This is a genomic window from Xanthomarina sp. GH4-25, assembly GCF_045363175.1.
Taxonomy (GTDB): domain Bacteria; phylum Bacteroidota; class Bacteroidia; order Flavobacteriales; family Flavobacteriaceae; genus Xanthomarina.
Genome location: NZ_JBJFLO010000002.1, coordinates 369933 through 396624 on the forward strand (window position 1 = coordinate 369933; position 26692 = coordinate 396624).

The window sequence follows — 26692 nt, forward strand, 5'->3', positions numbered from 1 at the left end:
CTATGCGTGCATAATTTATTAGAACGATGATTATAAAATTTAAAATGAGGCTAAAACTAATATAAAGATTATTTTTTTCTAGGAACTAACTCTTTGTTTTCTGACAACTTATAAATAGTCCATGCTAAAATAACAGCATTTTTAATAACATCTTGTTCTGGAACATATTCCAAAACGTCTAATTCTGTGTGATGTGTTGCAGAATTATATTCCAAAGGGTCTTGAATAAACTGAAAAGCTGGAATATTATAAAAATCAAAAGTTTCATGATCTGTTGATAAGGTATTTTCAATGGTTAATACACCATCTGTTAAATCTGTTATTGAAGAGAACACCTCGCTAAATACAGGTTTTGCATACTTATTATTTTGAAGATATAAACCTCTAATGGCTCCTGCTCCATTATCTAAATTCAAATAAGCAGAGACTTTAGTTGATTCTATATTTGCTTTTTCATCATGCTGTCCGAAATGTTTTTTACCATAAGAAACAGAGCCTAAAAAAGCTTGTTCTTCTCCACCCCATAGCCCCATTTTTATCGTTCTTTTTGGCTGATACCCAACAGCCTTAAGAATTCTTAAAGCTTCTACTAAAACGATAGAACTTGCACCGTTATCTGTTGCTCCTGTTCCAGCATGCCAAGAATCGAAATGAGCTCCTACCATAACTGTTTCAGATTTTAGTTTTTTATCAGTACCAGATAATTCAGCCAGAATATTAACGTTATTCTCTGGTTTAAAATAAAAGGATGTTTCTAAATTTAAACGAATTTTTGGAACGACATTCATTTCTAACATTCTAGATAATCTACCAAAATGTTCTGGCATAATCGTAAAATAAGGCAAGGGTTTATAATGATCTTCTTTATAAAAATAAGTGCCATCTGGATGTAATACACCTAAATACATGGAACGGGATTTTAATACTGCCAACGCACCTTCTGATTCTAAAAATCTTAAGAAGTCTTCTTCTTTAACGTCATCTGCTTCCCATGATTTTAATAAATCTGGTAAGTATGTTTGTTTGACTTTAGCAGAATCTTGTTTAGCCATTTTATCTAAATAGGCTTCAGAATATCTTTCAAAAATGGTATCGGTTAAAGATTTTCTTTGTGGTTCTCTTCCTAATAAAATAATTTTACCTTTTAATTTTCCTGAATATTTCAGTTTTATAGAGTCTAACTCTTTATACTTTTTTATATAGATCACATCTCCTGCAACAATACCATCTGTACTTTTAGACATTGCTAATGGATATGCAGAAATATGCATGAAATTTGGAGAAATCATTTCTACATTAAAACTTTCCATGCTCCATCCTCGACAATCGTCGCAATAAGATTCAAAATGAACATTCTGTAGTCCAACAGATGTCATTTTTTTAGACATCCATTTTGCTGCTTCAAAATATTCGTTAGAACCAGTAAGACGTTGTCCGTAAACATCTGTTAATTCACCTAACATAGCCATAGCTTGCGAGTTATTAAAACCCTCGTTCTTAATCTTTTCAAGCATCTCGTTATTGCTTGCCGTTTGCGAATAACTACTAAAAAAGAAACTTAGTAGGAATACATAAAAGAATGTTGATTTTAACGTCATGAGTATGGTTTTAAAAAATTCAATTCGAATGTAAGAAAGAATAGACATATTTAAGTTCATAATCTGAAAAGAATTTGAAAAAAAAACGCAATCAAATGAATGATTGCGTTTTTATTATTTAATTGAGATTCCTCGACTACTCTTGGAATGACATTTTTTATTTCACTTCTTCGAAGTCTACGTCTTCGACATCGCTAGCTTCGTTAGCATCTGTTCCTGCATTTGCATCAGGTCCTGCTTCTTGGCCACCTTGAGCATCTGCTTGTGCTTTATACATTTCTTCACTAGCAACTTTCCAAGCTTCGTTTATTTTCTCTAAAGCTGGGTCTATAACTGCAAGATCTTTTGTTTCGAAAGCTGTTTTTAGTTCTGCAAGAGCTTCTTCAATTGGTTGTTTTTTATCATCAGATAATTTATCACCAAATTCTTTTAGCTGACTCTCTGTTTGGAAAATCATAGCATCAGCAGCATTTAATTTATCAGCTTTTTCTTTAGCTGCTTTATCTGCATCAGCATTTGCTTCAGCATCAGCTTTCATTTTTTGAATTTCTTCTTCAGTTAAACCTGAAGATGCTTCAATTCTAATATCCTGAGTTTTGCCTGTGGCTTTATCACCAGCAGTTACATGGATGATACCATTTGCATCGATATCGAAAGTCACTTCAATTTGAGGTGTTCCTCTTCTTGCTGGTGGAATACCATCTAAATGGAAACGTCCAATTGTTTTATTGTCGGCTGCCATGGCTCTTTCTCCTTGTAATACATGGATTTCAACAGAAGGCTGATTATCTGCTGCTGTAGAAAACACTTGACTTTTCTTAGTTGGAATAGTTGTGTTTGCTTCAATAAGCTTAGTCATTACATTCCCCATAGTTTCAATACCTAGAGACAAAGGTGTTACGTCTAATAACAAGACATCTTTAACATCTCCTGTTAAAACACCACCTTGAATTCCAGCTCCTAAAGAAACAACTTCATCTGGATTAACACCTTTACTTGGTGCTTTTCCGAAGAATTTTTCAACAGCTTCTTGAACTGCTGGGATACGAGTTGATCCACCTACTAAAATTACTTCGTCAATATCGTTTTTAGATAATCCTGCTGCTTTCAAAGCTTTTTCGCAAGGAGCTATAGTACGTTTAACCAAATCGTCGATTAATTGCTCGAATTTAGCACGAGTTAAAGTACGTACTAAGTGTTTTGGTCCTGAAGCCGTTGCTGTTACATAAGGCAAATTAATTTCAGTTTGTGCTGAAGATGATAATTCAATCTTCGCTTTTTCAGCAGCTTCTTTTAAACGTTGTAAAGCCATAGGGTCTTGACGTAAATCAATATCTTCATCTGCTTTAAACTCATCTGCCAACCAATCAATTACTTTTTGGTCTACATCGTCACCACCTAAGTGTGTGTCACCATCTGTAGCAAGCACTTCAAAAACACCATCTCCTAATTCTAGTATAGAAACATCATGTGTTCCTCCTCCAAAATCAAAAACCGCTATTTTTTGGTCTGTCCCTTTTTTGTCCATTCCGTAAGCTAAAGCTGCTGCTGTAGGTTCGTTAATAATTCTTCGAACTTTTAAACCTGCAATTTCTCCAGCTTCTTTTGTTGCTTGACGTTGAGAGTCATTAAAATAAGCAGGAACAGTAATAACTGCCTCACTTACAGTTTGACCTAAATAGTCTTCAGCCGTTTTCTTCATTTTTTGAAGAATCATGGCAGATAATTCTTGAGGTGTATATAAACGACCATCAATATCTACACGTGGTGTATCATTATCTCCTTTTACTACTTTGTATGGTACGCGTTCTGCTTCTTTTTTAGATTCAGAATATTTATTACCCATAAAACGTTTTATAGAAGATACCGTTTTTGTAGGGTTTGTTACTGCTTGACGTTTTGCTGGGTCACCAACTTTAATTTCGCCTCCTTCAACAAAAGCGATAACAGATGGCGTTGTACGCTTACCTTCTGCATTAGGAATAACAACTGGCTCATTACCTTCCATTACAGAGACACAAGAGTTCGTTGTTCCTAAATCGATTCCAATAATTTTACTCATAATAATATTTGTTTTTATAAATTTCCGTCTTCACGGAAACGTTGTGTTCAATTTTAAATTCGGAATGTATAAGTCAATGATTATGCCATGTCAAAAAATATGACAGGATGTCACTTAGTAAATGGCAAAACTTAAAAACCCTTATTATTAAAGTTAAATTATTCAAAAAAATATCTTAATAACTCAATAGCTATTTACATTTTAATTGAAAGAAAGACTTTATATTTGTTGTTCATTCAAATGAAGGGTTATGGAGTGTATTTCAGTTTTCGACATGTTAAAAATTGGTGTTGGACCTTCTAGTTCCCACACTTTAGGTCCTTGGCGAGCAGCAGAGCGTTGGATTAAAGAATTAAAAGCAAATAATACTTTTGATAAAGTAGAGAGTATTCATGTAGACCTGTATGGCTCATTATCGCTTACAGGAAAAGGGCATGCTACAGACTATGCTGTCATGTTAGGATTGTTTGGTAGTGACCCAGAAACAATTCCAACAGACACAATTCCTACCATTATTTCTAACATTAAAAGCAGCAAAACTTTGGTTTTAAATAATGAAAGAGCTTTATCTTTTAATCCTGAAACAGACATCGTTTTCAACCGAAAATTTCTTCCGTTTCATTCTAATGGAATGGAATTTACCGCTATGATAGGTGGCAAAAAGAAAAAGTCTACCTTTTATTCAATTGGTGGTGGATTTGTAGTCAAAGAAGAACGAACAAATCATAAAAGAAATTTTGAAATTAAATGCTCATTTCCATATCCTATTGATAAAGGTACTGAGCTTTTACAGTTTTGTAATGATTTAGATTTACCCATTTCTCAAGTCGTTTTAGAAAATGAAAAATCGATTCGTGAAGAAACAGAAATAGATAAAGAGTTACAACGTATTTGGGACACGATGTTGGAATGTATGTATATTGGATGTCATACAGAGGGCAATCTTCCTGGAGGCTTAAATGTAAGACGCCGAGCTTACGACATGAACCAAAATTTAAAAGGTGTAACACCTTACTCAAATCCAGTAGAATGGATTTATTCTATAAGAAGTACCGAAGTAAAGTTTAGACAAATTATTAAATGGGTTAGTTGTTTTGCTCTTGCTGTCAACGAGGTCAATGCGTCTTTAGGTCGTGTAGTTACAGCACCAACTAATGGTAGCGCTGGAGTTATACCATCTGTTTTAATGTACTACTTAGTAATAGAAAATCATGATGGAAACTTTGAAGACATAAAAAAATTCTTATTGGTCGCTGGAGAAATAGGAAGTATCTTTAAAAAAGGAGCAACAATAAGTGCTGCAATGGGTGGCTGTCAAGCTGAAATTGGCGTGTCTTCTGCAATGGCTGCAGGTGCTTTAACCGAGCTACTAGGTGGCACACCAGAACAAGTATTAATTGCTGCAGAAATTGCTATGGAACATCATTTAGGTTTAACCTGTGATCCTATTGGAGGTTTGGTGCAAATTCCATGTATTGAAAGGAATGCCATGGGAGCTATAAAAGCTATTAATGCTGCAGAATTAGCACTGGATACAGATCCAAAAAACGTGAAAGTTCCTTTAGACAAAGTTGTTCAAACCATGTGGGAAACTGCAAAGGATATGAATTCTAAATACAAAGAAACTAGCGAAGGTGGTCTTGCTGTTGGTGTTAATATGGCAGATTGTTAAGTCTTAATATAATTCGTTTTTTAGATTAATTTAAATCTAGAATTCTTTAATATTTTTTCAAGAAATTTATTCTTGACAACCTTCTCTTCTTCTAGTATCAATTAAATAAATTATTTTCCAATTACCATCATCTTTAAACAATTGAAATGAATTAACGCCACAGTGACTGAACTGTCCATTTACCCAAAACTCATATGGTGTCCAAACATGAGCCATGGTGCCATCCATTTGAATCTTGTAATCTAATAAACGTTCGTCCCATTTTTGTTCAACTGGTCTGTTAGCAATAGCCAGAATCAATTTAGACGATTCCTCTGTAACTAACATCCCTTTACCTTCTTTATTTATATAAGTTGTTTGAAAATGTATTTTATCATACATAACAGACTTCATTAAGGTGGTGTCGCCTTTATGAAATCCTACAAAAAAAGTATCTATTGCTAATTTAACTTGAGTATCTTCAGCATCTTGAGCTGTAATTGTAGCTGTTATTAATAACACCAAAAAAGTAATAATTCGTCCCATTCTCTGTTTGTTTTCAACTAAATTAATTGAACTATGAGTTGTTATAAAGACTTTAAAGAAAAATTTAACATTAAATATCTAATTTAGTACATTTACAATCTATAAAAATCAATCTCTTACTATGTCTGTAGCAAAAAAAGAATATAAAAGAATTACTGTAAAAACCTTAGTAGACATGAAAGCTCATGGTGAAAAAATCTCTATGCTTACAGCTTACGATTATACCATGGCTAAAATTGTAGATGGTTCTGGAATAGATGTTATTCTGGTAGGTGATTCTGCTAGCAACGTTATGGCTGGACATGAAACTACTTTACCTATTACTTTAGATCAGATGATTTATCATGCATCTTCTGTGGTAAGAGCTGTAGAACGTGCTTTGGTGGTTGTAGATTTGCCATTTGGAAGTTACCAAAGTGATCCTAAAGAAGCCTTGCGCTCTGCTATTCGAATTATGAAAGAGTCTGGAGGTCATGCAGTAAAACTAGAAGGAGGAAAAGAAGTTAAAGAATCTATTAAACGTATTCTAAATGCAGGAATTCCAGTAATGGGACATTTGGGTTTAACACCTCAATCCATCTATAAATTTGGAACTTATACTGTTCGTGCTAAAGAAGATGAAGAAGCAGCGAGATTAAAACAAGACGCATTGATGCTAGAAAAAGCTGGATGTTTTGCTATTGTTTTAGAAAAAATACCTGCCAAATTAGCTCAAGAAGTGGCCGAAAGCATCTCTATTCCAGTTATTGGTATTGGTGCTGGACAAGGCGTAGATGGACAAGTATTGGTATTACACGACATGATTGGAATGACTCATGAGTTTCATCCTCGTTTTTTAAGACGTTATATGAACTTATACGAAGACATGACAACAGCTATCTCTCAATATGTTGATGATGTGAAGACTAAAGATTTCCCAAATGATGAGGAGCAATACTAGTGTTTAGTGTTGGTAGCAATATTAATTATTCGTGTATTAGTGGCAAAAAATTCAAATAAAATACTTTCAAATAAAGAAAACCTTCAAGTTCTATACGAAGACAATCACATTATTATTGTTAATAAACGTACTGGTGATATTGTTCAAGGTGACAAAACAGGAGACAAACCATTAAGCGACGTTGTTAAAGAATATATTAAGGAAAAATACGACAAACCTGGCAATGTATATCTTGGTGTGGTACATAGGTTAGACAGACCAACTACTGGAGTTGTTATGTTCTCTAAAACCAGTAAAGCCTTACCGAGACTCAATAAGTTATTTGCCGATAAAGAAACCAATAAAACCTATTGGGCTTTAGTAAAGCAAGAACCAACTAAAAAGAAGGACACCTTAATTCATTGGTTAAAAAAGAATCCGAAAAACAATAAATCTACAGCTTATCCAAAGGAAATTCCTGATGGTAAAAAGGCAATACTACATTATCAGGTTATAAAAGAATTGGATTCCTATTATCTTTTAGAAGTCACTTTAGAAACTGGCAGACATCATCAAATTCGTGTGCAATTAGCGAGTATTGGTTGTCCAATTAAAGGAGATCTAAAATATGGTTTTAACCGAAGTAATAAAGACGCAAGCATTAGTTTACATGCAAGAAATCTACAATTTGTACATCCTGTTTCCAACGACTATATTGATGTCACTGCTCCTTTACCAAAAGATCCAGTTTGGGATGCCTGTGTTTAAAGCTTCTTTACTTATTCGTGTTAATTGTCAGAAATTAAAGGATAGGTAATCGTTAATTTAACACCTTCGTTAGGTTTAGAAAACAAGTCAAATTTAGCTTTTATAAGCTCAGCTCGACTCTTCATATTTATAAGTCCTGAACCTTTTTTAGCTGTTTCAACATCAAAGCCTTTTCCATCGTCTGAAGCGATAATAATCAAGTCATCATTTACATATTCTAACTCAACTTTTAAGTTTTGTGCTTCAGAGTACTTTACTGAATTAGAAAAGAATTCTTGTAAGATTCGAAACAAGATAATTTCGTGCTTTTTATTATTTAAAGATTTATTTTCACCTTTTATCTTTAATTCGGCAGAAGCAAACTTCATTCGTTTTAATCGATCCAACTCATTGGTTATAGATTTTTCAAAACCAATATTTAAAATCACATCATTATTTAAAGATTTTGACAAAGAACGCACCTCTTTTAAGCTTTCTTTTATTGTTTCGGTTGTCAGATTCAATGTTCCTTTCATATCTTCAGGAATTTTAGCAGAAAGCATATTTAATTGCATGCTGGCATAAGCTAAAAGTTGCCCCACATTATCGTGTAATTCCCAACCTATATGTTTTAAGGTTTGTTCCTGAATTTCTGTTTGGGTTTGAGCAATCTCTTCGTCGAAAGCTTGTTGTTGTTTAATTTTATCTAATAAAAGCTTGTTTTTACGTTTCTGAAAAACAATAAAAAATATCACAACCAAAGCCGTAACTATAAACAAAACACCAATCATATAAATTAATAAGTAGCGTTCTGCTGATGTAGAAACTGAAGGTTGTTGAAGAAATAAATAAGTATTAAATAATTTCATTATTAGATTTAGGCTTAGAAATAATAAAACCAACTGTAAAACAAGTATACATAAATATATTAGCGAATAAAAAAATTCTTCGTTTTAAATTAGCAAAATCCCAATCTGCACTAGTATTATAATTATTGAAAAAGATAACTGGTGATACAATTAACCACCAAACAAAAAGTCCAATTGTAACATAAAAACTTAATGTTCTAAATATATTAAATACATTTTCACCATTTAAGAATTCTATAAAATATAAAGAAACACAAAATAACGTGACAATTAATCCAGATATTTGATAAAGAGGAGGATGTACTGTTAAAAATATTTTAGGGAAAATTATAAAATGGCTTAACATAACCATTGAAAACAGTATCGCCATTATTTTTAAAAACAACTTAAATTTAAGGTTAAAAAATAGTGAGTGGTAATAAAAAATTATAAATAAAATACTGCCGTATAACCAAAACAAATTAAACCAGCTTGTGGTTCTAATTCCAATACGTATTAAATACGAGATTAGTACAGTGGATTTTAAGTACATTAAAGAAAAAGCAACAAGCTCAACAAAAACAACATATCCCAAATAGAAAACAAAAATTCTTGTGGATTTGCATCTTGTTTTATTAAAAAAATACAAGCCTACTAATAAAGCAAGTATCTCAAAAGTATAAACGATAAAATTAAAATGACTAGTTATAAATTCAATCACAGGGTTCCATAATTTAATTTATTCCTATAGGATATAAATTTTATAATAATCATTTTTTAGATTTTGATACTATTAGTACTGCAGTAAAAGAAAGGTACATAAAGATATTAGCATAAAGCATGATCAGCCATTTTAATTCTGCTTGATTAGGGTCTATGGCTGCATTACCACAAATAAAATGTACTAATGGAATGGTTACCAACAACCAGATTAAAACAATAGTACTTATATAAAAATGAATATCTTTATAAAAGTCCAATACTTTCTCGGAATGCAATATTTGGTAAAAATAAAAAGACACACATAACATGATTATGGACATATTACCAATTCTAATACTTTTAAATGTGCCTACAAAAAAATGTTGAAAATTAATAACAATACCTCCTATCGAGATAGCTAGGAACAATACTAAAGCGTATTGAAGTATGTTTTTTAAAAATTTGTTTTTAAGTAGCTTTCTATAATACCAAACAAAAAAGATGGCAGAACCCAGATACCAAGTAATAGTATGCCACCAAAAATTGAATTTAATAACAGTATTTTCTATAAGATAATAAAGGTCTAAATAATTTAAGATTCTAGCGTATAAGCCAAAAACTTGAGCAAAAAACACATAAACTAAAAAGTAAATAAAAAATCTAACTGAGGTGTCTTTATATTTTTTAATTAAAATTAAACCTGTTATAGCTGCAATAAAAACTACAACCAAATTTACAAACTTATAATTATTAATTAGGAAGTCTTTCATCCTTTAGATTGCTTATAAAATAAATTAAGTTTCGATGTACATATTATTTAAAACACATATCATGCTATTATTATAATACTTAAAAGCATTTTAACTCTTTAGATTCGTTTTCGGCATATTTTAAATAATTTTTCATGTACTATTTATTAAGTTGAAAATTAGATTTCTTGTTCTGGATCACACCATAATAAGGCTAATGCAAAACCTAAATACATAAAGATATTTGCAATTAATGTAATTGTCCATTTAATTGTTACAAAATCCCAATCAGAATCTGAATTATAAACTTCAAAAAAGCTTAATGGAGTTGTAATTAGCCACCAAACGAGCAAAATTATAGCTACATAAAAATAAAGAGACTTAAAAGAATTTAATAATTTTTCAGAATTTATCAAATTATATAAATAAAAAACTGTGCTTAAAATTATAATAGTGACATTTAAAACTGTTATATAGGTTGGTCTAATTCCAAAAATAATTTTATAATCAATTATTGCAGACACTAGTATAACCAATACATAGCCATATATACAAAGTTTTATTATTGTTTTGAAAATGTTTGACTCATACTTTTGGCTCAAAAACCATGAATAAAATATGGTTGCAGTTGATGCCCAAGATATCGTGTACCACCAATAGTTTTGTTCTATCAAAGTACCTTTAATTAAATGGGATAAACCTGAGTTTTGCAAATACAAAGGATAACTACCTACAATTTCCAAAAAAACAATCCAACCTAAAAACCAAATAAAATATTTTACTTGCGTTTTTTTATATTTTTTATAGACTAGAATACCAACAATAAAAGCGAATATTATGAAACATTTTGTTACTGGTGAATAATATTCGTATAAAAATTCTCTCACAATATGCTTATTGTGGATAATTTGATGGAGGTGGATTTCCCATATTACCATCATTCAACCCGTTCCCTCCAGGAATATCTCCTCCTCCAGGTGGCAACATATTGAATAAGCTACTATTTCCTTGAGAGATGTTTTCAACACCTGTTGGCACCATAAACATGGTGGTGTAACCTACTTCTGCTTCTGTAGGATAGGCTCCTAAGTATACACGTACACCATCCATGGTGTAACCCAACTCCTTAGATTCGTTTTCGGCATATTTTAAATAATTTTTCATGTCTTCTAAAGACCACCAAGCCGAACGGTTGTCTGGACGTTTCACTATAGAGTCGCTAATTAAAGCATGTCTGCTGTTAAACGCTTGGTCCATGGTCTTGGCCTCTTCTGGTGTAATCAGTCCTTTTGGAGCTACAATGGCAACTTCGGTATTGTTTTCACAGGTAGAGCAAAAATAGTAGGTAGCAAATGCCCCAATAAGAATTCCTAAAATTAATAAGCTTAAATTTTTCATAATTAAAATGATTGGTTATTAGATTCTAAATGTATTAAAAATGTTTGAAAATTCTTTCAATTTTCCGTTAGTATAATTGGCTGACTTAAAGTCTTGTTTCAATTCATTATCGTGAAATTCAAACTATCAACTCATATCTCATTATAAATCATACTTTTACATAAGATTAACCTAGCCAACCTTCTCTATCTAAACTTCTATATTGAATAGCTTCGCTAATATGAGATCCTTTTATATCTTCACTTCCTTCCAAATCGGCAATAGTTCTGGAAACTTTTAAAATCCTGTCGTACGCTCTAGCAGACAAGTTTAATCGCTCCATGGCTGTTTTTAATAGCTGCATGGAAGCATCATCTAGCAAACAGTGTTTTCTAATTTGCTTGGTGTTCATTTGAGCGTTGTAATGTACTGCTTTAGAATCTTCAAAACGTTTCGTTTGAAGAACTCTCGCAGCTGTTACTCGCTTTCTTATATCTATGGAAGATTCCCCTTTTCTGGTATCGGACAGCTTTTCGAAAGGCACTGGCGTTACTTCTATATGAATATCTATTCTGTCCAATAAAGGTCCAGAAATCTTGCTTAAATAACGTTGCATTTCGGCTGGTGAAGATGTTACAGGAGCATTTGGATCATTAAAATAACCACTCGGACTCGGATTCATACTGGCAACCAACATAAAAGATGAAGGATAGGTAATCGTAAACTTCGCTCTGGAAATAGTCACTTCTCTGTCTTCTAACGGCTGACGCATCACTTCTAATACCTCCCGTTTAAACTCAGGCAATTCGTCTAAAAATAAAACCCCATTATGTGATAAGGAAATTTCTCCAGGTTGTGGGTAACTGCCTCCTCCAACCAAAGCAACATTCGATATAGTATGATGCGGACTTCTAAACGGTCTTTGAGCCATAAGTCCTGTATTTTCTTTGACTCTCCCAACAACCGAATGGATTTTAGTGGTTTCTAAAGCCTCATGTAAAGTCATTGGTGGTAATATACTTGGTAATCGTTTGGCAAGCATGGTTTTTCCTGCGCCAGGAGGTCCAATTAAAATAATGTTATGTCCACCAGCTGCCGCAATTTCCATACAACGCTTAATGGTTTCTTGACCTTTAACATCAGAAAAATCAAACTCTGGAAAATTGAGGCTTTTATTAAACTCTTCCTCGACATTAATAATGGTTTGATTTAAAGGTTCACCCTTATCAAAATAATTGATGACTTGCTCTATGGTTTCAACACCATACACATTAAGTCCTGAAACAATAGCAGCTTCTTTCGCATTTTGAATAGGAAGAATAAACCCTTTATAACCTTCTTCTTTGGCTTTTATGGCAATGGGTAATGCACCTTTAATGGGTTGCAAAGAACCGTCTAAAGACAGCTCGCCCATAATAAGATAATCTTCTAAATCGTCAGCTTGAATTTGATTGGTGGCTGCTAAAATACCCATGGCTAAGGTTAAATCGTATGCTGATCCTTCTTTGCGTAAATCGGCTGGAGACATATTGATAATAATCTTCTTACCTGGAATTTTAAAGCCATTATTCTGTAAAGCTGCAGCAATTCTATAGTTACTTTCCTTAATGGCATTATCCGGCAAACCTACTAAGTGATACCCAATACCTGTATCTACATTTACCTCGACGGTAATTGTAGTAGCTTCGACTCCAAAAACAGCACTTCCAAAGACTTTTCTAAGCATAATTGATTGGTTTCCATAAATGTAAGAAAAAACATTTATTAAAACTAAGACCAAACACTGCAAAAAAGTGAGTAAGAAATCTGAAATAAATCATTTAAAACAACGATTTAGATTGGTATCTTTGTAGTTGAAGTCATCTTAAACATTGTTTAACAAAAAAATAGTATGATTGATTCCCTGTTGAAAATTAAGAATATTATATAAATAAAAAAAAGCATCATGAACAAACCATCCTTTATAAAAGACTTAACATTACCAGTTATTGCAGCACCTATGTTTTTAATTTCTGGTCCGCAATTAGTGATTGAATGTTGTAAAAATGGTATTGTAGGGACGTTTCCGGCACTTAACCAAAGAACAAGTGAAGGTTTTGAAGCATGGCTGATAGAAATAAAAACAGCACTTTCAGAATTTGAAAAAGAAACAGGTGAAAAAGCTGCTCCTTTTGGAGTTAATCTTATTGTTCACAATACAAACCCTCGTTTAGAAGCCGATTTAAAGTTATGTGTTAAACATCAGGTACCTTTAATTATTACCTCTTTAGGTGCTGTTCCTGAATTGGTAAATGCAATTCATTCCTATGGAGGCTTGGTGTTTCATGATATCATAAAAAAACGTCATGCAGAAAAAGCAGCTGAAGCTGGCGTAGATGGATTAATATTAGTTTCAGCTGGAGCTGGTGGGCATGCAGGAACTATCAACCCAATGCCTTTGGTGGCTGAAATTAAAAGCTTTTTCAAGAAAACCATCTTACTTGCTGGAACCATTAGTACAGGTCGAGATATTGCTTCTGCCTTACAAATGGGAGCCGATTTGGCTTATATGGGAACCCGCTTTATAAATACTCAAGAAAGTAAAGCACCAAAGGAATATAGAGAAATGATTATTGACTCAGGAGCTAGCGATATTGTTTATACAGCAGCTATTTCTGGTGTTGCTGCTAACTTTTTAGGTCCTAGTATTGAAGCTATGGGAATTACTGAGGAAATGCTTAAAAGAAAGAAAAAAGTCGATTTTGGCGAAGAATTAACGGTTCATAAAGACGATGCTAAAGCTTGGGCAACCATTTGGTCTGCTGGACAAGGGGTTACTAACATTCATAATGCTCCAAAAGTCTCTGAATTAGTTTCTGAACTTAAAAAAGATTTTATAATCGCTATTGAAGAACAGATTAAGTATTTAGAAGTTTATAAGTAATTTATACATTCTGTTGCACAAATTCTAAAGCTCGTTTTTCGTTGTAATAAAAACCTCCTCTTTGAAAAAAGCCAACATGACCTCCGTGTTTTGGCATTTCTAAAAACAGTTTGGGATTGTTTTTTGCTTCTTTTACAGGATAACATTCTGCAGATAAAAACGAATCGTTAAGCGCATTTATAAGTAAGGTCGGAATATTGATGTTTGGAAGAAATTGTAAGCTACTACTCTGCTTATAATAGTCTTGAGCATCCTTAAATCCATGTGCTTTAGAAGTGTATAGATTATCGAAATCATTTAAAGTTTTAATTGAAACAATCATCTTATCTTTCAGTTTATCAGAATGTTGCTTTGATTTTAATAGTAATTTCGCTTTTAAATTTCGTTTAAATTTATCATGAAACGCTTTATTTTTAAATGTATGTAATTCTTTAGCTGAACCAGCTAAAAAACAAGGGACAGAAACAGCAATTCCTGCTTTAATCTGCGCTGGAATATGTTGGTTTTCACCCAAATATTTTAATGCCACATTCCCTCCTAAACTAAAACCTTTAATATAAATTTCGGAGTACTCTGTTGTGTTTAAAATATGTTGAATAACCTGCTTTAAATCTTCGGTTTCACCAGAATGATAGGAACGATAAGACAAGTTATCTTCGCCACTACAACCACGAAAATTAACCGAAACTGCATCGATATGATTCTGATTAAAAAGCTTGGCTGTACCAGTGATGTAATGTCTTTGCGCATTCCCTTCTAAGCCATGAAGAATAATGATGAGCCTTTCTGTTTTTCCTTCGGAATAACTCCAGTCTAAATCCAGAAAATCGCCATCAGACAAGGTTATCCGTTCTCTTTTTTGAATCAGACCACTTACTTTTCTAAACAATCCTGAATAAACAGTTGATACAAAACCCTTTCTAAAGAAATAAGGTGCCTTGTAGGTAGATTCTATAACTGGCATGCTCTAAGCTTCTAAATTTGTAAATTGAAACGTATTTCCATCAAATAGTCCTTTATCGCTCAATTTTAATGACGGAATCACTAACAAAGCCATAAAACTCAAAGTCATATAAGGTGCATGTAGTGTGCTTCCTAATTGTTTTGCCATTTTATCAAGTTCAGCATATTGTTTTCCAATTGTTTTTGCATCCTGATCGCTCATAATTCCTGCAACTGGCAATGCCACCCCTTTTTCCATTGTATCTGAAACTGCACAAATACCACCTTTGTTTTCAATAAGTAAATTAACAGCTTTACAAATAGCTTCATCGCTTACTCCTACTGCTATGATGTTATGCGAATCATGTCCAACAGAAGAAGCTATAGCACCTTCTTTAAGTCCGAAATTCTTTATAAAGGCAATAGCAGGTTTCTGATTTTGATACCTGTTTACAACAGTCATTTTTAAAATGTCTTTTTCAACATTTGAAACTAAATTTCCGTCTTGCAACATGCTTTCTTCAATCAGTTCGTTGGTAACTAACTGACCTTCCAAAGCTTCAATCACTCTAATTTCTTTGGCTGTAGATTCAAACCTAAAGTCTAAAAGGTCTTTTTTATTTGTATGAAAGTTGTTTAGAATTTCAAAAGGAACAGAATGTAATTTTGAAACCCCTTGATCGAAAACCAATTCTCCGTTGATATAGGTTTGAAGCGTTTTAAAATCTTTTAAATCTTCAACCACTATACAATCGGCAAAATCTCCTATATTAAGCAAACCAACATCTAAATTGTAATGTTTAACAGGATTAACACAAGCTACCTTTAAGACTTTAAAAATATCCATGCCTTTAGCAATAGCTCTTGCACATAGATTGTTTATATGATGTAATAACAAATCGTCTGGATGCTTGTCATCGCTACAAAACATCATGTTTTCATAATGTTCAGGAAGTAAATCGATAAGTGCTTCAAAATTTTTAGCAGCTGAACCTTCACGAATAAGAACCTTCATCCCTTTTTGAAGTTTTTCTAAACCTTCTTCGTTAGTAAAACACTCATGATCTGTACTAATTCCAGCTTGAATGTATTTAGTCACATCGTCGCCTCGTAAACCTGGAGCATGTCCATCAATAGGTTTATTGTAGTGTTTTGCCCATGCTATCTTTTTCATGACTTCTTCATCATCAAATAAAACGCCAGGATAATTCATCATTTCGGCCAAATATTTAATGTCAGGATTAGCCATTAAGGCTTTAATGCCTTCGGAATCAATCATAGCTCCAGCAGATTCAAAATTAGTTGCTGGCACACAAGAAGGTGCTCCAAAATTGAATTTAAAAGGAGTTTTCTTTCCGTTGGCAATCATAAACTCCACGCCTTCAACCCCTAAAACATTAGCAATTTCATGTGGATCTGAAACCGTTGCAACCGTTCCATGTTTTACAGCAATTCTAGCAAATTCACTTGGAACCAACATAGAACTTTCAATATGGATGTGAGCATCTACAAATCCTGGAAGAATATAACGATTGACATCGTGTTGCTTTTCTTCTATATTAAAAATCTTTCCATCTTTAATGGTAATTTCACCTTTAAAAATGCGTTTGTTCTGAATATCGACTATATTTCCTTTTAATATCATAATTCAAATTTAATCATTCTAGACTTAGTTGCTTCACCTCGACTCCCCCAGTGCAGGCAAGCACAGCATGACAATTTTTAAAAAAAAAGCGAGAACAAGTCTCGCTTTTCAATTTTATATAAGTTGTTTATTTCTTAAAATTCTCAATCCCTTTTTTCAACCAATTGTAATACTCTTCAACATCTGGTGTATAACCAACAGCAGGACTAATATCTTCACCTTCTAAATTCTGAATAACGTACAATGGTTGTGCATTGGTATTGTATCTTGTTTGCTGGAATTCTAACCACTTATGTCCATAAGTCCTTACTTTGTTTCCAGTAAGTTCAGATTCGAATTGTTCAGCCTCAGGAAGTTTGGTCCTATCGTCCACATACAATGAAATTAACACAATATCGTTGTCTAACAAGGCATAAATTTCATCTTCGACCCAAACCTGTTCTTCCATTTTTCGGCAATTAACACAAGTTAAGCCTGTAAAATCCAACATCACAGGTTTATTCACTTTTTTAGCATAAGCCATACCCGTTTCGTAATCGTGAAAAGCAATTAAATCATTTGGTCCAAAGTGTGCATCATTCGGTAATTCTTTAGCTACAAATTCTCCAGAAGCTGACACTTGTTTTTTCATAAAACCAACACCATAAGGCGATTCGCTATTTGTACTCATAGGTGGTGGAAACCCACTAATTAGTTTTAAAGGTGCTCCCCAAAGTCCAGGAATCATATATAAAGTGAATGACAAAGCTAAGATAGCCATACACAATCTACCAACTGAAATATGTTCTAAAGGCGAATCGTGTGGCAGTTTAATTTTGCCTAACAAATACAAGCCTAGCGTTCCAAAAATGGCAATCCAAATAGCTAAAAAGACTTCTCTTTCTAAGAAGTGCCATTCTAATACCAAATCAATCATCGATAAGAATTTAAAAGCAAAGGCTAACTCTAAGAACCCTAAAACGACTTTTACTGTATTTAGCCAACCACCAGACTTTGGTAAAGAATTCAACCAACTTGGGAAGAATGCAAATAATCCAAATGGTAAGGCTATGGCTGAAGAAAAACCTAACATACTTATAATAGGTGCTATCCCACCTTTTGTTGCTGCATCCAATAAGGCAGTTCCTGCTATTGGAAATGTGCATGAAAATGATACCACAGCTAAAGCTAAGGCCATAAAGAAAATACCAACCACGCCTCCTCTATTGGCACCACTGTCTACTTTGTTTACCCAAGAGTTTGGCAGCATTATTTCGAATGCTCCCAAAAATGAAAATGCAAATACTAGTAATGCAATAAACATAATGGCATTGAAGGTTACTCCAGTTGAGAATTCGTACATGGCATTACTTCCAAAAAGAGCCGAAATAGCTGTTCCTAAAAGTGTGTAAATCACGATGATAAAAAAGCCATATAACAAGGCATTTTTAATTCCTAAAGCTCTGGTTTTACTTTGTTTGGTAAAGAAACTCACGGTCATTGGAATCATTGGAAACACACATGGTGTCAATAAAACTAGGAATCCTAAAAAGAAAGCTGTAAAAAAAATGGCTAATAAGCCTTTGCTTTCATTATCAGTATTTACTGGCTCAATATTTTCTTTAATAACTGTTTTAGTTTCGTCCTCTACATAATCTGTAGGGTTTTCTGTAACTAAAGTAGCTTTTGTTAAATCGAATGTTACCATTTTACTTTGATAAATACAACGCTCGTCATCGCAAGCTTGAAAAGATGCTTCTACTACTATGGTTTTCAGTTCTGGATTTAAAACTTCTATTTTTTGAGTGAATGTTGCTTCTTTGTCAAAATAATTCAAATCCATTTCAAACACTTTGTCGTAGGCCGTTATATATGGACTTTCTTGGGTTTTTCCAATTAGCTTGTAATTGTTTATCTGACTTAAAGAATCAAAAATAAACTCGGTTGGTAAGGCACCTCCTTCTGGCATCTCTTGAGAATATAAATGCCAATGTTTTTCAATATCTGCTTTAAAAATTAAATGGTATTCTGTTTCAGATATTTTTTGAGTTTCTCCAGTCCAAACTACAGGATTTAAAACCTGGGCGTGAACAATAAAAGCTGTAAAAAACAATGTAATAAATAGGGCTAATTTATGTTTCATTATGAAGCGAAATTTTAAGTATGCTCTTGGTATTATTTGTTGTTTTAAATCGGTTATCTGCTCGATGGTTCATAACCCAAACCACATCATTATTCGAACATAACAACCAAGTATTTTCTTTTTCTAACATGGAAAATTTTTCATCTTTAAAAAACTTACTTAGTTTCTTTTTGTTTTCCATACCAAAAGGGTAAAAATAGTCTCCTTTTTCCCATTTTCTTACTGTTAATGGATATTTTAACAAATCTTTATCAACATAAATTGTCGACTTACTTGAAGTATCTAAGCTTTCTGTAATTTCGAAAACTAAATTTCCTAAAGCCGTTTTTACATTTTTGGTTTCCTGAGCAATAACTATAGATTTTAATAAGTCACCTGACCTTATGTGAGATAAAATCAATTCGTCTCTATTTTTCAATAATCTATGCGATTTAGAAAGCACTTGTTTTCCGGTTTGAGCCTCCAATAAATCTACTATATCCTGCCATTCGGTAAAATGATATTCTTTTAGAATTTCATACAAATAAGCTTTCGGATTTGTTAGCGTTTTAATATTTGAAATGCTGAAATGAATTTCATTCTCAGACATTCTTACAACTACTTTTTCTAAAACCTGTTCAATTCTATCCTCCACAATTACTCTTGAATCCTGTAAATATGTTTGTGACTTCTGGAAATTTTGAAGCAAATGTGGGTTTATTTCTTTTAATACAGGTATCACATCATGTCGCAATTTATTTCTGAGATATTTGGTTGAAGCATTGCTACTATCTTCTGTCCATGCAATTTTATTTTCTAATGCATAAGTTTCTAATTCTTCTCTTGAGAAATTCAATAAAGGTCTTATAACTTTCCCATTAATTTCTGGAATTCCGGTTAACCCCTCTAACCCTGTTCCTCTGGATAAATTTATTAAAAACGTTTCCAGATTATCATCTGCATGATGCGCTGTTAGAATATAATCAAACTGAAGTTGCTCTGCCAATTCTTGAAACCAATGATAACGTAAAGCACGAGCAGCCATTTGAGTGGATAATTTATGGTCTTTGGCAAATGTTTCTGTATCGAAATTTTCAACAAAAACTTCTAGTTCTAAGTCTTCTGCTAATTGTAAAACAAACTCTTCATCTGCATCGCTTTCATTGCCTCTTAAATTAAAATTACAATGAGCTAAACTTATATTCAACTTTAAATCTTTACAAAGATGTGTTAATATAACACTATCTAAACCTCCTGATATCGCTATAAGAACTTTGGCCTCCCTTAGAAATTTTAGATTTTGTTCTATATGATTTTGAAAAGCTTTAAGCATATTTATCAGAAATGATTTTTAATACGTATCAAATATAACACCTTGAAGCTTTTAACTTTTAACTTTTAGCTGAAAATTTTAGTTTTCAAGTACCTCACGCATAGCCTTAGCTTTAATCAAACATTCTTCGTATTCTTTTTGAGAGTTGCTTTTTGCCGTTATGGCACTTCCTACAGAAAATGATATATATTTTTTGGTTTCGTTATATAAAATACTTCTTATAACCACATTGAAATCGAAATCGCTATTTGGGGTAAAGTATCCCACTGCTCCAGAGTAAACACCTCGTTTGGTTTCCTCTAGTTCTTCAATAATTTTCATGGCTGAAATTTTTGGAGCTCCTGTCATGCTTCCCATAGGAAATGTAGATTCTAAAACATGTACAGGATGTTCGGTTACTGCAATTTCTGAAGTCACCGTTGAAATCATTTGATGCACTTGTGGAAACGTATAAACTTGACAAAGCTCTTCTACTTTAACACTTCTTTTGATGGCAGTTTTGGATAAATCGTTGCGAACCAAGTCTACAATCATAATATTTTCACTACGCTCTTTTTCGTCTAAAGCCAATTGTTCTTTTAATCTATTGTCTTCATCTTTATCTTGCGAACGTTTTGCAGTTCCTTTAATAGGTTGCGACACTATTTTATTTCCTGTTTTCTTTAAATAACGTTCTGGTGAAGCAGACAATACATATTTATCACCAACTTTTACAAAAGTAGCAAAAGGTGGTTTAGAGATTTTATTGAGTTTCTGATAGGTTTCTAGAGGCTGAAGGCTTGCATTTTTAGCATAGAACTCCTGACAAAAATTAGCTTCATATATATCGCCTCGATGAATGTGTTCTAGTATGGCTGATACTTTATCCAAATATTCATCTTTAGGGATACGTGGTATTATATCTATGCCATTATCAGAGATTTTTTGATTACTCCTAAGCTGATAAATTTCGTTTTTAGTGATTTTTAATACATCTTCTTCAAATTCTTCCGAAACCATGTTTAAATAATGCATTTCTACTGTATCTCCCTTAAATAAAAACATTTTTTTAGGTTGAAAAAAATAGAGTTCTGGGAATTCCAAATTATCAAAATTTTCAGAAGTCAAATCTTCAACAGCATTTTTCAAATCGTAAGACAAATAGCCAAATATCCAATCTTTTGTGATAGTTTGATACTCTTTCAGTTTAATAAAAGCTTCCTGATAATCTGTTTGAATACTGGTCATCGCATCTACTGCTAATACTGCATCAAAGCTAGAATAGGATTCAATCAATTCATTAGAATCCATCCAGATTATGTCGTGGAATTGTTGGCTCCAAGTAAGCAATTGCTCTTTAAAGGTGTTTATGGATTCTGGTTTATGTAGATATGTTGTTCTCACTACCACAAATTACCGAAATTTAAAATGGATTTAAAAGCTGAAACAATTTATAATCTATATATTTTCTATTAAATAAAGATTCCTACCTTCTCGGGAATGTGGAATCCTTATAAAAATCTATCTTTGCAACAGATAAAATAACCATGAGTTTGTTTTAAGCTGCTCGCTGTTATCATTTATTTAATGTCAGATTGAATTCGCTAAAAAAAATCTTCTAATAATAATATCTAAATATGGCTCATTTCAGAGATTTAAATTTAAATACACCTTTATACAACGCCTTAGACGATTTAGGATTCACACAACCTACTCCAATTCAAGAACAAGCCTTTAATGTGGTTGCTTCAGGTAGAGATGTGGTTGGTATTGCCCAAACTGGCACAGGTAAAACTTTTGCTTACATGTTACCAATTCTTAAAAACCTTAAGTTTTCTAAACAAGATAATCCAAGAGTTTTAGTATTAGTACCAACTAGAGAATTGGTTGTGCAAGTGGTTGATGAAGTTGAAAAACTGGCAAAATACATCAATGTTCGGGTGTTAGGAGTTTATGGAGGCGTTAATATTAACACACAAAAACAAGCTGTTGCTCAAGGGTTAGATATTATTGTGGCTACTCCTGGTCGGTTGTACGATTTGGCTGTAAGTCGGGTTTTGCAATTAAAATCGATTCAAAAATTGGTGATTGATGAAGTAGATGTTATGTTGGATCTTGGCTTTAGACATCAGCTTTTAAATATTTTTGATATTCTTCCTGAAAGAAGACAAAACATCATGTTTTCGGCTACCATGACACAAGATGTAGACGATTTAATTTACGATTTTTTTATTGCTCCAGAACGCGTTTCTATAGCAGTTTCTGGAACCCCTTTAGAAAATATTTCACAAAGTAAATATCGTGTTCCAAACTTTTATACGAAGTTGAATTTGTTAAATCACTTATTAAGTGATACTGAAGAATTTAACAAAGTGCTTATTTTTGTGGCTTACAAAAAAATGGCAGACAGATTGTTTGAAGCTTTAGATGAAACCTTTCATGATGAATTATGTGTGATTCATTCAAACAAAACACAAAATTACAGATTGCGTAGTATTGAGCAATTTAGAGAAGGTTTTAACAGAATTTTGGTAGCAACAGATGTTATGGCTCGTGGGTTAGATATCGATAACGTGTCGCATGTTATTAATTTTGACACTCCAGATTTTCCAGAAAATTACATGCATCGAATTGGTAGAACTGGACGTGCAGAACGCGAAGGGCAAGCCATTATTTTTTCTACTGAAAAAGAACAAGAATCTCTAGAAAAGATAGAGACTTTAATGCAAATGGAAATTCCTTATATGGAAATACCAGAAAACGTTGTTATTTCTACTGAACTTATTGAAGAAGAACGTGAAGTTATTAAAGAACGTAACAATCCTTTAAGACTCAAAAAAAACGAAGAAGTTGGAGCTGCTTTTCATGAAAAGTCTGAAAAAAATCAGAAAGAAAATCTAGGTGGTTCTTATAAATTTAAAATCGCTCAGAAATATAAAAAGCCTAAGACTCGAGGTGATAAAAATTATAACAAACGAAATAAGAAAAAATAGCTTTAAAAAGAAAGCGAAACTTTTATAATAAAAAATCCCTCTTCATTTCTGAAAAGGGATTAAGAATAACTTCATGTTTTCAAAACCTTCCTAACAATAACTTATTTACCATACATAAGTTTAGCTTCGAATTCAATTCAATTATCCTATTTTAATTATAACTATATTCTTAATTAATAACTAATATCTTCAATTTTTATTACATAACCAAAGATACCTATTATTCTATACATTAATATCTAATAAAAACATACAAAAAGCGAGCCAAATTGGCTCGCTTTTTATATTCATAGAAAACACGTTATATTTTCCTATTTTTTAGCATTTAAAGTTTCAAGCCTTTCTTTATGGTAGTTACTCCCACTTATCTGAAACGCTAATGTTACATATTTTATAGCATTTGGCAAATCTGCTATAGCTTCATAATAATCTGCCATAGAATCGTATGCATTGGCGCTTTTTGGATAATATTTAATGGCTTGTTCAAAATACATTTTAGATTTATCTAATTGTTCCATGTCTATATTCATATAACCAAGCACATTAAATAAATAATCTGGGTAAGGTGCGACAAAATAACCAAAATGATTTTGCAGTTTTTCTTCTCGATAATTAATAACCTTTAATAAGGTGTCTATGGATGTTTCTGGATTATTAATTTTATCCATATTTTCCATCTGAAACCATGTAAAAAGAGATATTAAACCGTCTTTTATAGAAGGTTGAGGAATCGTTCCATGTAAGTCGTTTGGATAAAACTGCCAGTAATAATTTAGCCCAATTGCCTTGTTCTCTTTAATAAAATTAGATAACTCTATATTGGATCGTGCAAACAATGTATAGTCTGAAGTGTCTTGCATCACATTATCAAGAGTAATCTCTGAATTCTGCATGTGTAACTGTCCACCTAAAGACATAAACAACCCCTTACCATTTAAATCTTTTTTTAAGAAAACAGTTTCAGCCTGTTTTAATAATTTTTGATTATCCCAATCTAAACTAGGGTCGATACTTATATAATTTACAAATAATTCTGGTTGATTTAATAAACTATAAATTGCAAACAATCCTCCATAAGAATGCCCAATTAAGGTTCTGTAATTTGTAACAGGATACTGGTTTTCAATAAAAGGAATCAATTCTAATTGCATAAATTTCAAAAAATTGTCTGCCTCGCCATTTTCTTCATTATAAGGCATTTCTTGTCTTGATGTAATTTTTGAAGTGGTTAAATCTCTCGTTCTGTTTTCAGCATTAGAAATACCCACAATAACCATTTCTGGCATAAAACCACCACTATAAAAATCGTGAACGTTAACGACAGTTGGCAACAACACATCGCCATCTAAAACATAAACTACAGGATACTTCTCTTTTGTATCAGGCGTATAACTATTTGGAAGTTGAACATAAATCTCTCTAGATTCATTCAGAACTTTAGAATACACACTATCCTTTTTTCCTACTTGATACAAGTATTCTTTTTGACAATTCGCTGTCTGTTGAAAAACCACACAGAATAATAAAAATAAAACGGTTCGCATGATTGATTTGATTGATTTAATTAAATTGATACAAATTAATACAACTATGCTTTTTGCATACCTCTTAGAATAACAATTCCTATTCTAGCAACAATAAAAGTTAGCAAACCAAATGTTGCTGTTAAAAGAGATAATTTTAAACCTCCTGCAAATATTGCTGGATCAGCATTTCCCATAGCTTCAATAGAATCGAATGCTGTAATTAACCCGATGACCGAAGAGAAAAAACCAATGGCCAATCCTAATAAACTAGTATCAACCGCTAATTTTAGCATTTTTTTTGAGGTTTGTATATTCGTTTTTAGATTTAAAAACCCTTTCACGATAAAGAATAAAGACAATAACAAACAAATTAAAATAAGGTACATAAAAGAACCTCCTTCACTCATTCTATCAGCAAATGGATTTAATGTTATTAAAACAGTTGGTAATAAGATAACTAATTTCATAATTGATGGTTTAAAATTAAAATTATATAAATTTAAGTGAGATGTTCGATATAAAAACTTAAATGCGACGAACAACCAATTTAACAAAGGAATTAACCTGAATCTCCAAATTAATTTATTTTAGTTAATGTTTTAGGCGATTCGCCAGGCTGTTTAAATAATAATGAATTTGTTTCTAAATTAAAATTTAAAACCACTCCTAAAGATTCTAAAACAAATTCATCTTTATTCGTTGCTTTTAATATTTTCAATTCACTGCCTTCCGGAGCACCTTTTAACACTTTGCCATCTGTTTCAAAGACTAAATAAAAGGGCAAATCCTTAGACATATAAATGCCTACATATTTGTTTAATTCTATTTTGTTCAAAGAAATCGTCGTAGAAGCAGGCATATTTAATTCTTCTCCTTTTATAGCTGCAATGGCATTAAACATAATAGGCATCAAACCATAATCTAATGCATTTGTATTCAAGGCTATTGCTAACTTTTGCTCTGGAATATAGATGTACATGGATCTAAAAAAATCTATGGTACCATTGTGTGCAAAAATGGTCATTCCTCCCTTTTTGGCACTCATAATACCACTTCCATATTCCTTATTTATGGTTGTCATAATTTTAAAACTTTTTTCAGACATTAGTTTGCCATTAAATAATGCATTAATAAAAACAACTAAATCTGATGGATTAGAAACAATACCTCCTGCTCCACCTGGAATAGTTAAAATTGCCTGATTAGCTTCGTGTAGCGAACCATCATCTTTATAATAATATGATAAGCACTCGTTATTTGACGTGTTTATTACACTACCAAAATAAGTGTTTTTCAACTCTAATTTATTAACTATTCTTGAGTTCAAAATCTTGCTATAAGGTGCATTTTCAAGATCTTCTAGAATATAACCTAAAAGCACATAGTTGGTATTACTATACTCGTGTTTAGTACCTGCTTCAAAATCTGGCTTATGGTTTGCCATCATGGTTAGCATTTGCGCTTTTGACGTTTCTATCTGTTCATTAAAATTCTCGTCAGCAGGAATATTAAATAAGCCACTAGAATGATTTAGCATATTTCTAATGGTAATATGTTCAGAACCTGGAATTTGAGGGTAATATTTAGACAAAGGTTGATCTAGACTTATTTTGTTTTCATCTATTAATTGAAAAATAAGGACAGCTGTAAAAGTTTTGGTGATACTACCTATTCGAAATTTAGAACTTTCAGTAATTAGTTTATTCGCTTCCTTACTAACAAATTGATAACCAACAGATTTACTATAAACAGTGTTACCATCTTTAGTCATCGTTAAATTACCCATCATTTTTTGATCCTTATAAAGAGTTTCTAAAAATTCATCTAATGCGTCAAAATTTTGAGATTGTAGGTTTGAAAAATTCCAAACTACTAAAAATAAAAATAATATTTTTTTCATGTTATAATCTGTCTATATGGTTAATTGATTACAAACTTATGTTTAAAAAGAAATTAAATGATAACAATGCGATACTCTACCAAATTAGTATTGTTTTTAACCTATTTGTTAAATAGCTTGCTTAATTGGTTATCCGTCTATAAAAAAATGG

The 26692-nt window shown here is 32.3% G+C and carries 22 protein-coding genes; 5 read left to right on the plus strand and 17 right to left on the minus strand.

The genetic code is table 11. The features are described 5' to 3' along the window. Positions 1–68: 68 nt before the first annotated feature. On the minus strand, positions 69–1598 hold the full coding sequence (locus ACI5KZ_RS04335) for a M28 family peptidase (RefSeq protein ID WP_406847011.1): 1530 nt from the start codon (positions 1596–1598) through the stop codon (positions 69–71). Between the two features lie 157 nt (positions 1599–1755). Next, the gene (dnaK, locus tag ACI5KZ_RS04340) at positions 1756–3660 is read right to left on the minus strand and encodes a molecular chaperone DnaK (protein ID WP_109309623.1); all 1905 of its coding nucleotides are present in this window, start codon (positions 3658–3660) and stop codon (positions 1756–1758) included. A 250-nt stretch (positions 3661–3910) separates the two neighbouring features. On the opposite strand from dnaK, the gene ACI5KZ_RS04345 reads away from it, so the two are divergent. Then, positions 3911–5332: an L-serine ammonia-lyase gene (locus ACI5KZ_RS04345; protein ID WP_406847012.1), complete on the plus strand. Its 1422-nt coding sequence runs from the start codon at positions 3911–3913 to the stop codon at positions 5330–5332. 66 nt (positions 5333–5398) lie between these two features. Here the strand turns inward: ACI5KZ_RS04345 and ACI5KZ_RS04350 are convergent, their stop codons facing one another. Continuing rightward, positions 5399–5857, minus strand: a complete 459-nt coding sequence (locus tag ACI5KZ_RS04350; protein ID WP_406847013.1) for a nuclear transport factor 2 family protein — start codon at positions 5855–5857, stop codon at positions 5399–5401. 121 nt (positions 5858–5978) lie between these two features. Between ACI5KZ_RS04350 and panB the strand changes: the two genes are divergently transcribed. Both panB and ACI5KZ_RS04360 read left to right on the plus strand, forming a co-directional pair. Next, complete coding sequence (panB, locus tag ACI5KZ_RS04355; protein ID WP_109309626.1) at positions 5979–6797, plus strand: 3-methyl-2-oxobutanoate hydroxymethyltransferase; 819 nt, start codon at positions 5979–5981, stop codon at positions 6795–6797. A gap of 39 nt (positions 6798–6836) precedes the next feature. Beyond that, positions 6837–7544: an RluA family pseudouridine synthase gene (locus ACI5KZ_RS04360; RefSeq protein WP_406847014.1), complete on the plus strand. Its 708-nt coding sequence runs from the start codon at positions 6837–6839 to the stop codon at positions 7542–7544. A gap of 20 nt (positions 7545–7564) precedes the next feature. Here ACI5KZ_RS04360 and ACI5KZ_RS04365 read toward each other — a convergent pair whose 3' ends face one another. The 6 genes from ACI5KZ_RS04365 to ACI5KZ_RS04390 all read right to left on the minus strand — a co-directional run bounded on the left by ACI5KZ_RS04365 (position 7565) and on the right by ACI5KZ_RS04390 (position 12925). Further along, positions 7565–8392, minus strand: a complete 828-nt coding sequence (locus tag ACI5KZ_RS04365; protein WP_406847015.1) for a sensor histidine kinase — start codon at positions 8390–8392, stop codon at positions 7565–7567. Beyond that, positions 8379–9092 (minus strand): hypothetical protein, encoded by a 714-nt coding sequence (locus tag ACI5KZ_RS04370; protein WP_165815837.1) that lies wholly within the window; start codon positions 9090–9092, stop codon positions 8379–8381. Before ACI5KZ_RS04370 ends, ACI5KZ_RS04365 begins: the two co-directional genes overlap by 14 nt. Before the next feature lie 49 nt (positions 9093–9141). Continuing rightward, on the minus strand, positions 9142–9843 hold the full coding sequence (locus tag ACI5KZ_RS04375; protein ID WP_109309629.1) for a hypothetical protein: 702 nt from the start codon (positions 9841–9843) through the stop codon (positions 9142–9144). A gap of 158 nt (positions 9844–10001) precedes the next feature. Then, entirely contained in the window at positions 10002–10709 is a 708-nt protein-coding gene (locus ACI5KZ_RS04380) for a hypothetical protein (RefSeq protein WP_109309630.1), read from the minus strand. A 7-nt stretch (positions 10710–10716) separates the two neighbouring features. After that, positions 10717–11220: a hypothetical protein gene (locus ACI5KZ_RS04385; protein ID WP_109309631.1), complete on the minus strand. Its 504-nt coding sequence runs from the start codon at positions 11218–11220 to the stop codon at positions 10717–10719. 166 nt (positions 11221–11386) lie between these two features. Continuing rightward, complete coding sequence (locus ACI5KZ_RS04390) at positions 11387–12925, minus strand: YifB family Mg chelatase-like AAA ATPase (RefSeq protein WP_406847016.1); 1539 nt, start codon at positions 12923–12925, stop codon at positions 11387–11389. Positions 12926–13144: 219 nt separating this feature from the next. Here ACI5KZ_RS04390 and ACI5KZ_RS04395 point away from each other — a divergent pair, with 219 nt between their 5' ends. After that, positions 13145–14122: an NAD(P)H-dependent flavin oxidoreductase gene (locus ACI5KZ_RS04395; protein ID WP_406847017.1), complete on the plus strand. Its 978-nt coding sequence runs from the start codon at positions 13145–13147 to the stop codon at positions 14120–14122. A 1-nt stretch (position 14123) separates the two neighbouring features. Here ACI5KZ_RS04395 and ACI5KZ_RS04400 read toward each other — a convergent pair whose 3' ends face one another. The 5 genes from ACI5KZ_RS04400 to pabB form a co-directional block, all read right to left on the minus strand. Beyond that, positions 14124–15086: a YheT family hydrolase gene (locus ACI5KZ_RS04400; protein WP_406847018.1), complete on the minus strand. Its 963-nt coding sequence runs from the start codon at positions 15084–15086 to the stop codon at positions 14124–14126. 3 nt (positions 15087–15089) lie between these two features. After that, positions 15090–16709 (minus strand): adenine deaminase, encoded by a 1620-nt coding sequence (gene ade, locus ACI5KZ_RS04405; RefSeq protein WP_406847019.1) that lies wholly within the window; start codon positions 16707–16709, stop codon positions 15090–15092. Positions 16710–16836: 127 nt separating this feature from the next. Beyond that, complete coding sequence (locus ACI5KZ_RS04410; protein WP_406847020.1) at positions 16837–18831, minus strand: protein-disulfide reductase DsbD family protein; 1995 nt, start codon at positions 18829–18831, stop codon at positions 16837–16839. Continuing rightward, positions 18821–20143 (minus strand): tRNA lysidine(34) synthetase TilS, encoded by a 1323-nt coding sequence (gene tilS / locus ACI5KZ_RS04415; RefSeq protein ID WP_406847021.1) that lies wholly within the window; start codon positions 20141–20143, stop codon positions 18821–18823. The genes ACI5KZ_RS04410 and tilS overlap by 11 nt, the downstream gene beginning before the upstream one ends. Before the next feature lie 78 nt (positions 20144–20221). After that, positions 20222–21526, minus strand: coding sequence for an aminodeoxychorismate synthase component I (gene pabB, locus ACI5KZ_RS04420; protein WP_406847022.1), 1305 nt, complete (start codon positions 21524–21526; stop codon positions 20222–20224). 233 nt (positions 21527–21759) lie between these two features. On the opposite strand from pabB, the gene ACI5KZ_RS04425 reads away from it, so the two are divergent. Beyond that, the gene (locus tag ACI5KZ_RS04425; RefSeq protein WP_109309637.1) at positions 21760–23115 is read left to right on the plus strand and encodes a DEAD/DEAH box helicase; all 1356 of its coding nucleotides are present in this window, start codon (positions 21760–21762) and stop codon (positions 23113–23115) included. A gap of 311 nt (positions 23116–23426) precedes the next feature. Here ACI5KZ_RS04425 and ACI5KZ_RS04430 read toward each other — a convergent pair whose 3' ends face one another. The 3 genes from ACI5KZ_RS04430 to ACI5KZ_RS04440 form a co-directional block, all read right to left on the minus strand. After that, positions 23427–24659 (minus strand): alpha/beta hydrolase-fold protein, encoded by a 1233-nt coding sequence (locus ACI5KZ_RS04430; protein ID WP_406847023.1) that lies wholly within the window; start codon positions 24657–24659, stop codon positions 23427–23429. A 44-nt stretch (positions 24660–24703) separates the two neighbouring features. Beyond that, positions 24704–25108, minus strand: coding sequence for a MotA/TolQ/ExbB proton channel family protein (locus ACI5KZ_RS04435; protein WP_109309639.1), 405 nt, complete (start codon positions 25106–25108; stop codon positions 24704–24706). 110 nt (positions 25109–25218) lie between these two features. Beyond that, on the minus strand, positions 25219–26541 hold the full coding sequence (locus tag ACI5KZ_RS04440; protein ID WP_406847024.1) for a serine hydrolase domain-containing protein: 1323 nt from the start codon (positions 26539–26541) through the stop codon (positions 25219–25221). Positions 26542–26692: the final 151 nt, after the last annotated feature.

Excerpts from the sequence above, each read along its gene's own strand:
- ACI5KZ_RS04365 (WP_406847015.1), bottom strand. The coding sequence starts at position 8,392 with ATGAAATTATTTAATACTTATTTATTTCTTCAACAACCTTCAGTTTCT.
- ACI5KZ_RS04375 (WP_109309629.1), bottom strand. The coding sequence starts at position 9,843 with ATGAAAGACTTCCTAATTAATAATTATAAGTTTGTAAATTTGGTTGTA.
- ACI5KZ_RS04350 (WP_406847013.1), bottom strand. The coding sequence starts at position 5,857 with ATGGGACGAATTATTACTTTTTTGGTGTTATTAATAACAGCTACAATT.
- tilS (WP_406847021.1), bottom strand. The coding sequence starts at position 20,143 with ATGCTTAAAGCTTTTCAAAATCATATAGAACAAAATCTAAAATTTCTA.
- ade (WP_406847019.1), bottom strand. The coding sequence starts at position 16,709 with ATGATATTAAAAGGAAATATAGTCGATATTCAGAACAAACGCATTTTT.
- dnaK (WP_109309623.1), bottom strand. The coding sequence starts at position 3,660 with ATGAGTAAAATTATTGGAATCGATTTAGGAACAACGAACTCTTGTGTC.
- ACI5KZ_RS04400 (WP_406847018.1), bottom strand. The coding sequence starts at position 15,086 with ATGCCAGTTATAGAATCTACCTACAAGGCACCTTATTTCTTTAGAAAG.
- ACI5KZ_RS04390 (WP_406847016.1), bottom strand. The coding sequence starts at position 12,925 with ATGCTTAGAAAAGTCTTTGGAAGTGCTGTTTTTGGAGTCGAAGCTACT.
- ACI5KZ_RS04335 (WP_406847011.1), bottom strand. The coding sequence starts at position 1,598 with ATGACGTTAAAATCAACATTCTTTTATGTATTCCTACTAAGTTTCTTT.
- panB (WP_109309626.1), top strand. The coding sequence starts at position 5,979 with ATGTCTGTAGCAAAAAAAGAATATAAAAGAATTACTGTAAAAACCTTA.
- ACI5KZ_RS04345 (WP_406847012.1), top strand. The coding sequence starts at position 3,911 with ATGGAGTGTATTTCAGTTTTCGACATGTTAAAAATTGGTGTTGGACCT.
- ACI5KZ_RS04430 (WP_406847023.1), bottom strand. The coding sequence starts at position 24,659 with ATGCGAACCGTTTTATTTTTATTATTCTGTGTGGTTTTTCAACAGACA.
- ACI5KZ_RS04440 (WP_406847024.1), bottom strand. The coding sequence starts at position 26,541 with ATGAAAAAAATATTATTTTTATTTTTAGTAGTTTGGAATTTTTCAAAC.
- ACI5KZ_RS04395 (WP_406847017.1), top strand. The coding sequence starts at position 13,145 with ATGAACAAACCATCCTTTATAAAAGACTTAACATTACCAGTTATTGCA.
- ACI5KZ_RS04410 (WP_406847020.1), bottom strand. The coding sequence starts at position 18,831 with ATGAAACATAAATTAGCCCTATTTATTACATTGTTTTTTACAGCTTTT.
- ACI5KZ_RS04385 (WP_109309631.1), bottom strand. The coding sequence starts at position 11,220 with ATGAAAAATTTAAGCTTATTAATTTTAGGAATTCTTATTGGGGCATTT.
- ACI5KZ_RS04425 (WP_109309637.1), top strand. The coding sequence starts at position 21,760 with ATGGCTCATTTCAGAGATTTAAATTTAAATACACCTTTATACAACGCC.
- ACI5KZ_RS04435 (WP_109309639.1), bottom strand. The coding sequence starts at position 25,108 with ATGAAATTAGTTATCTTATTACCAACTGTTTTAATAACATTAAATCCA.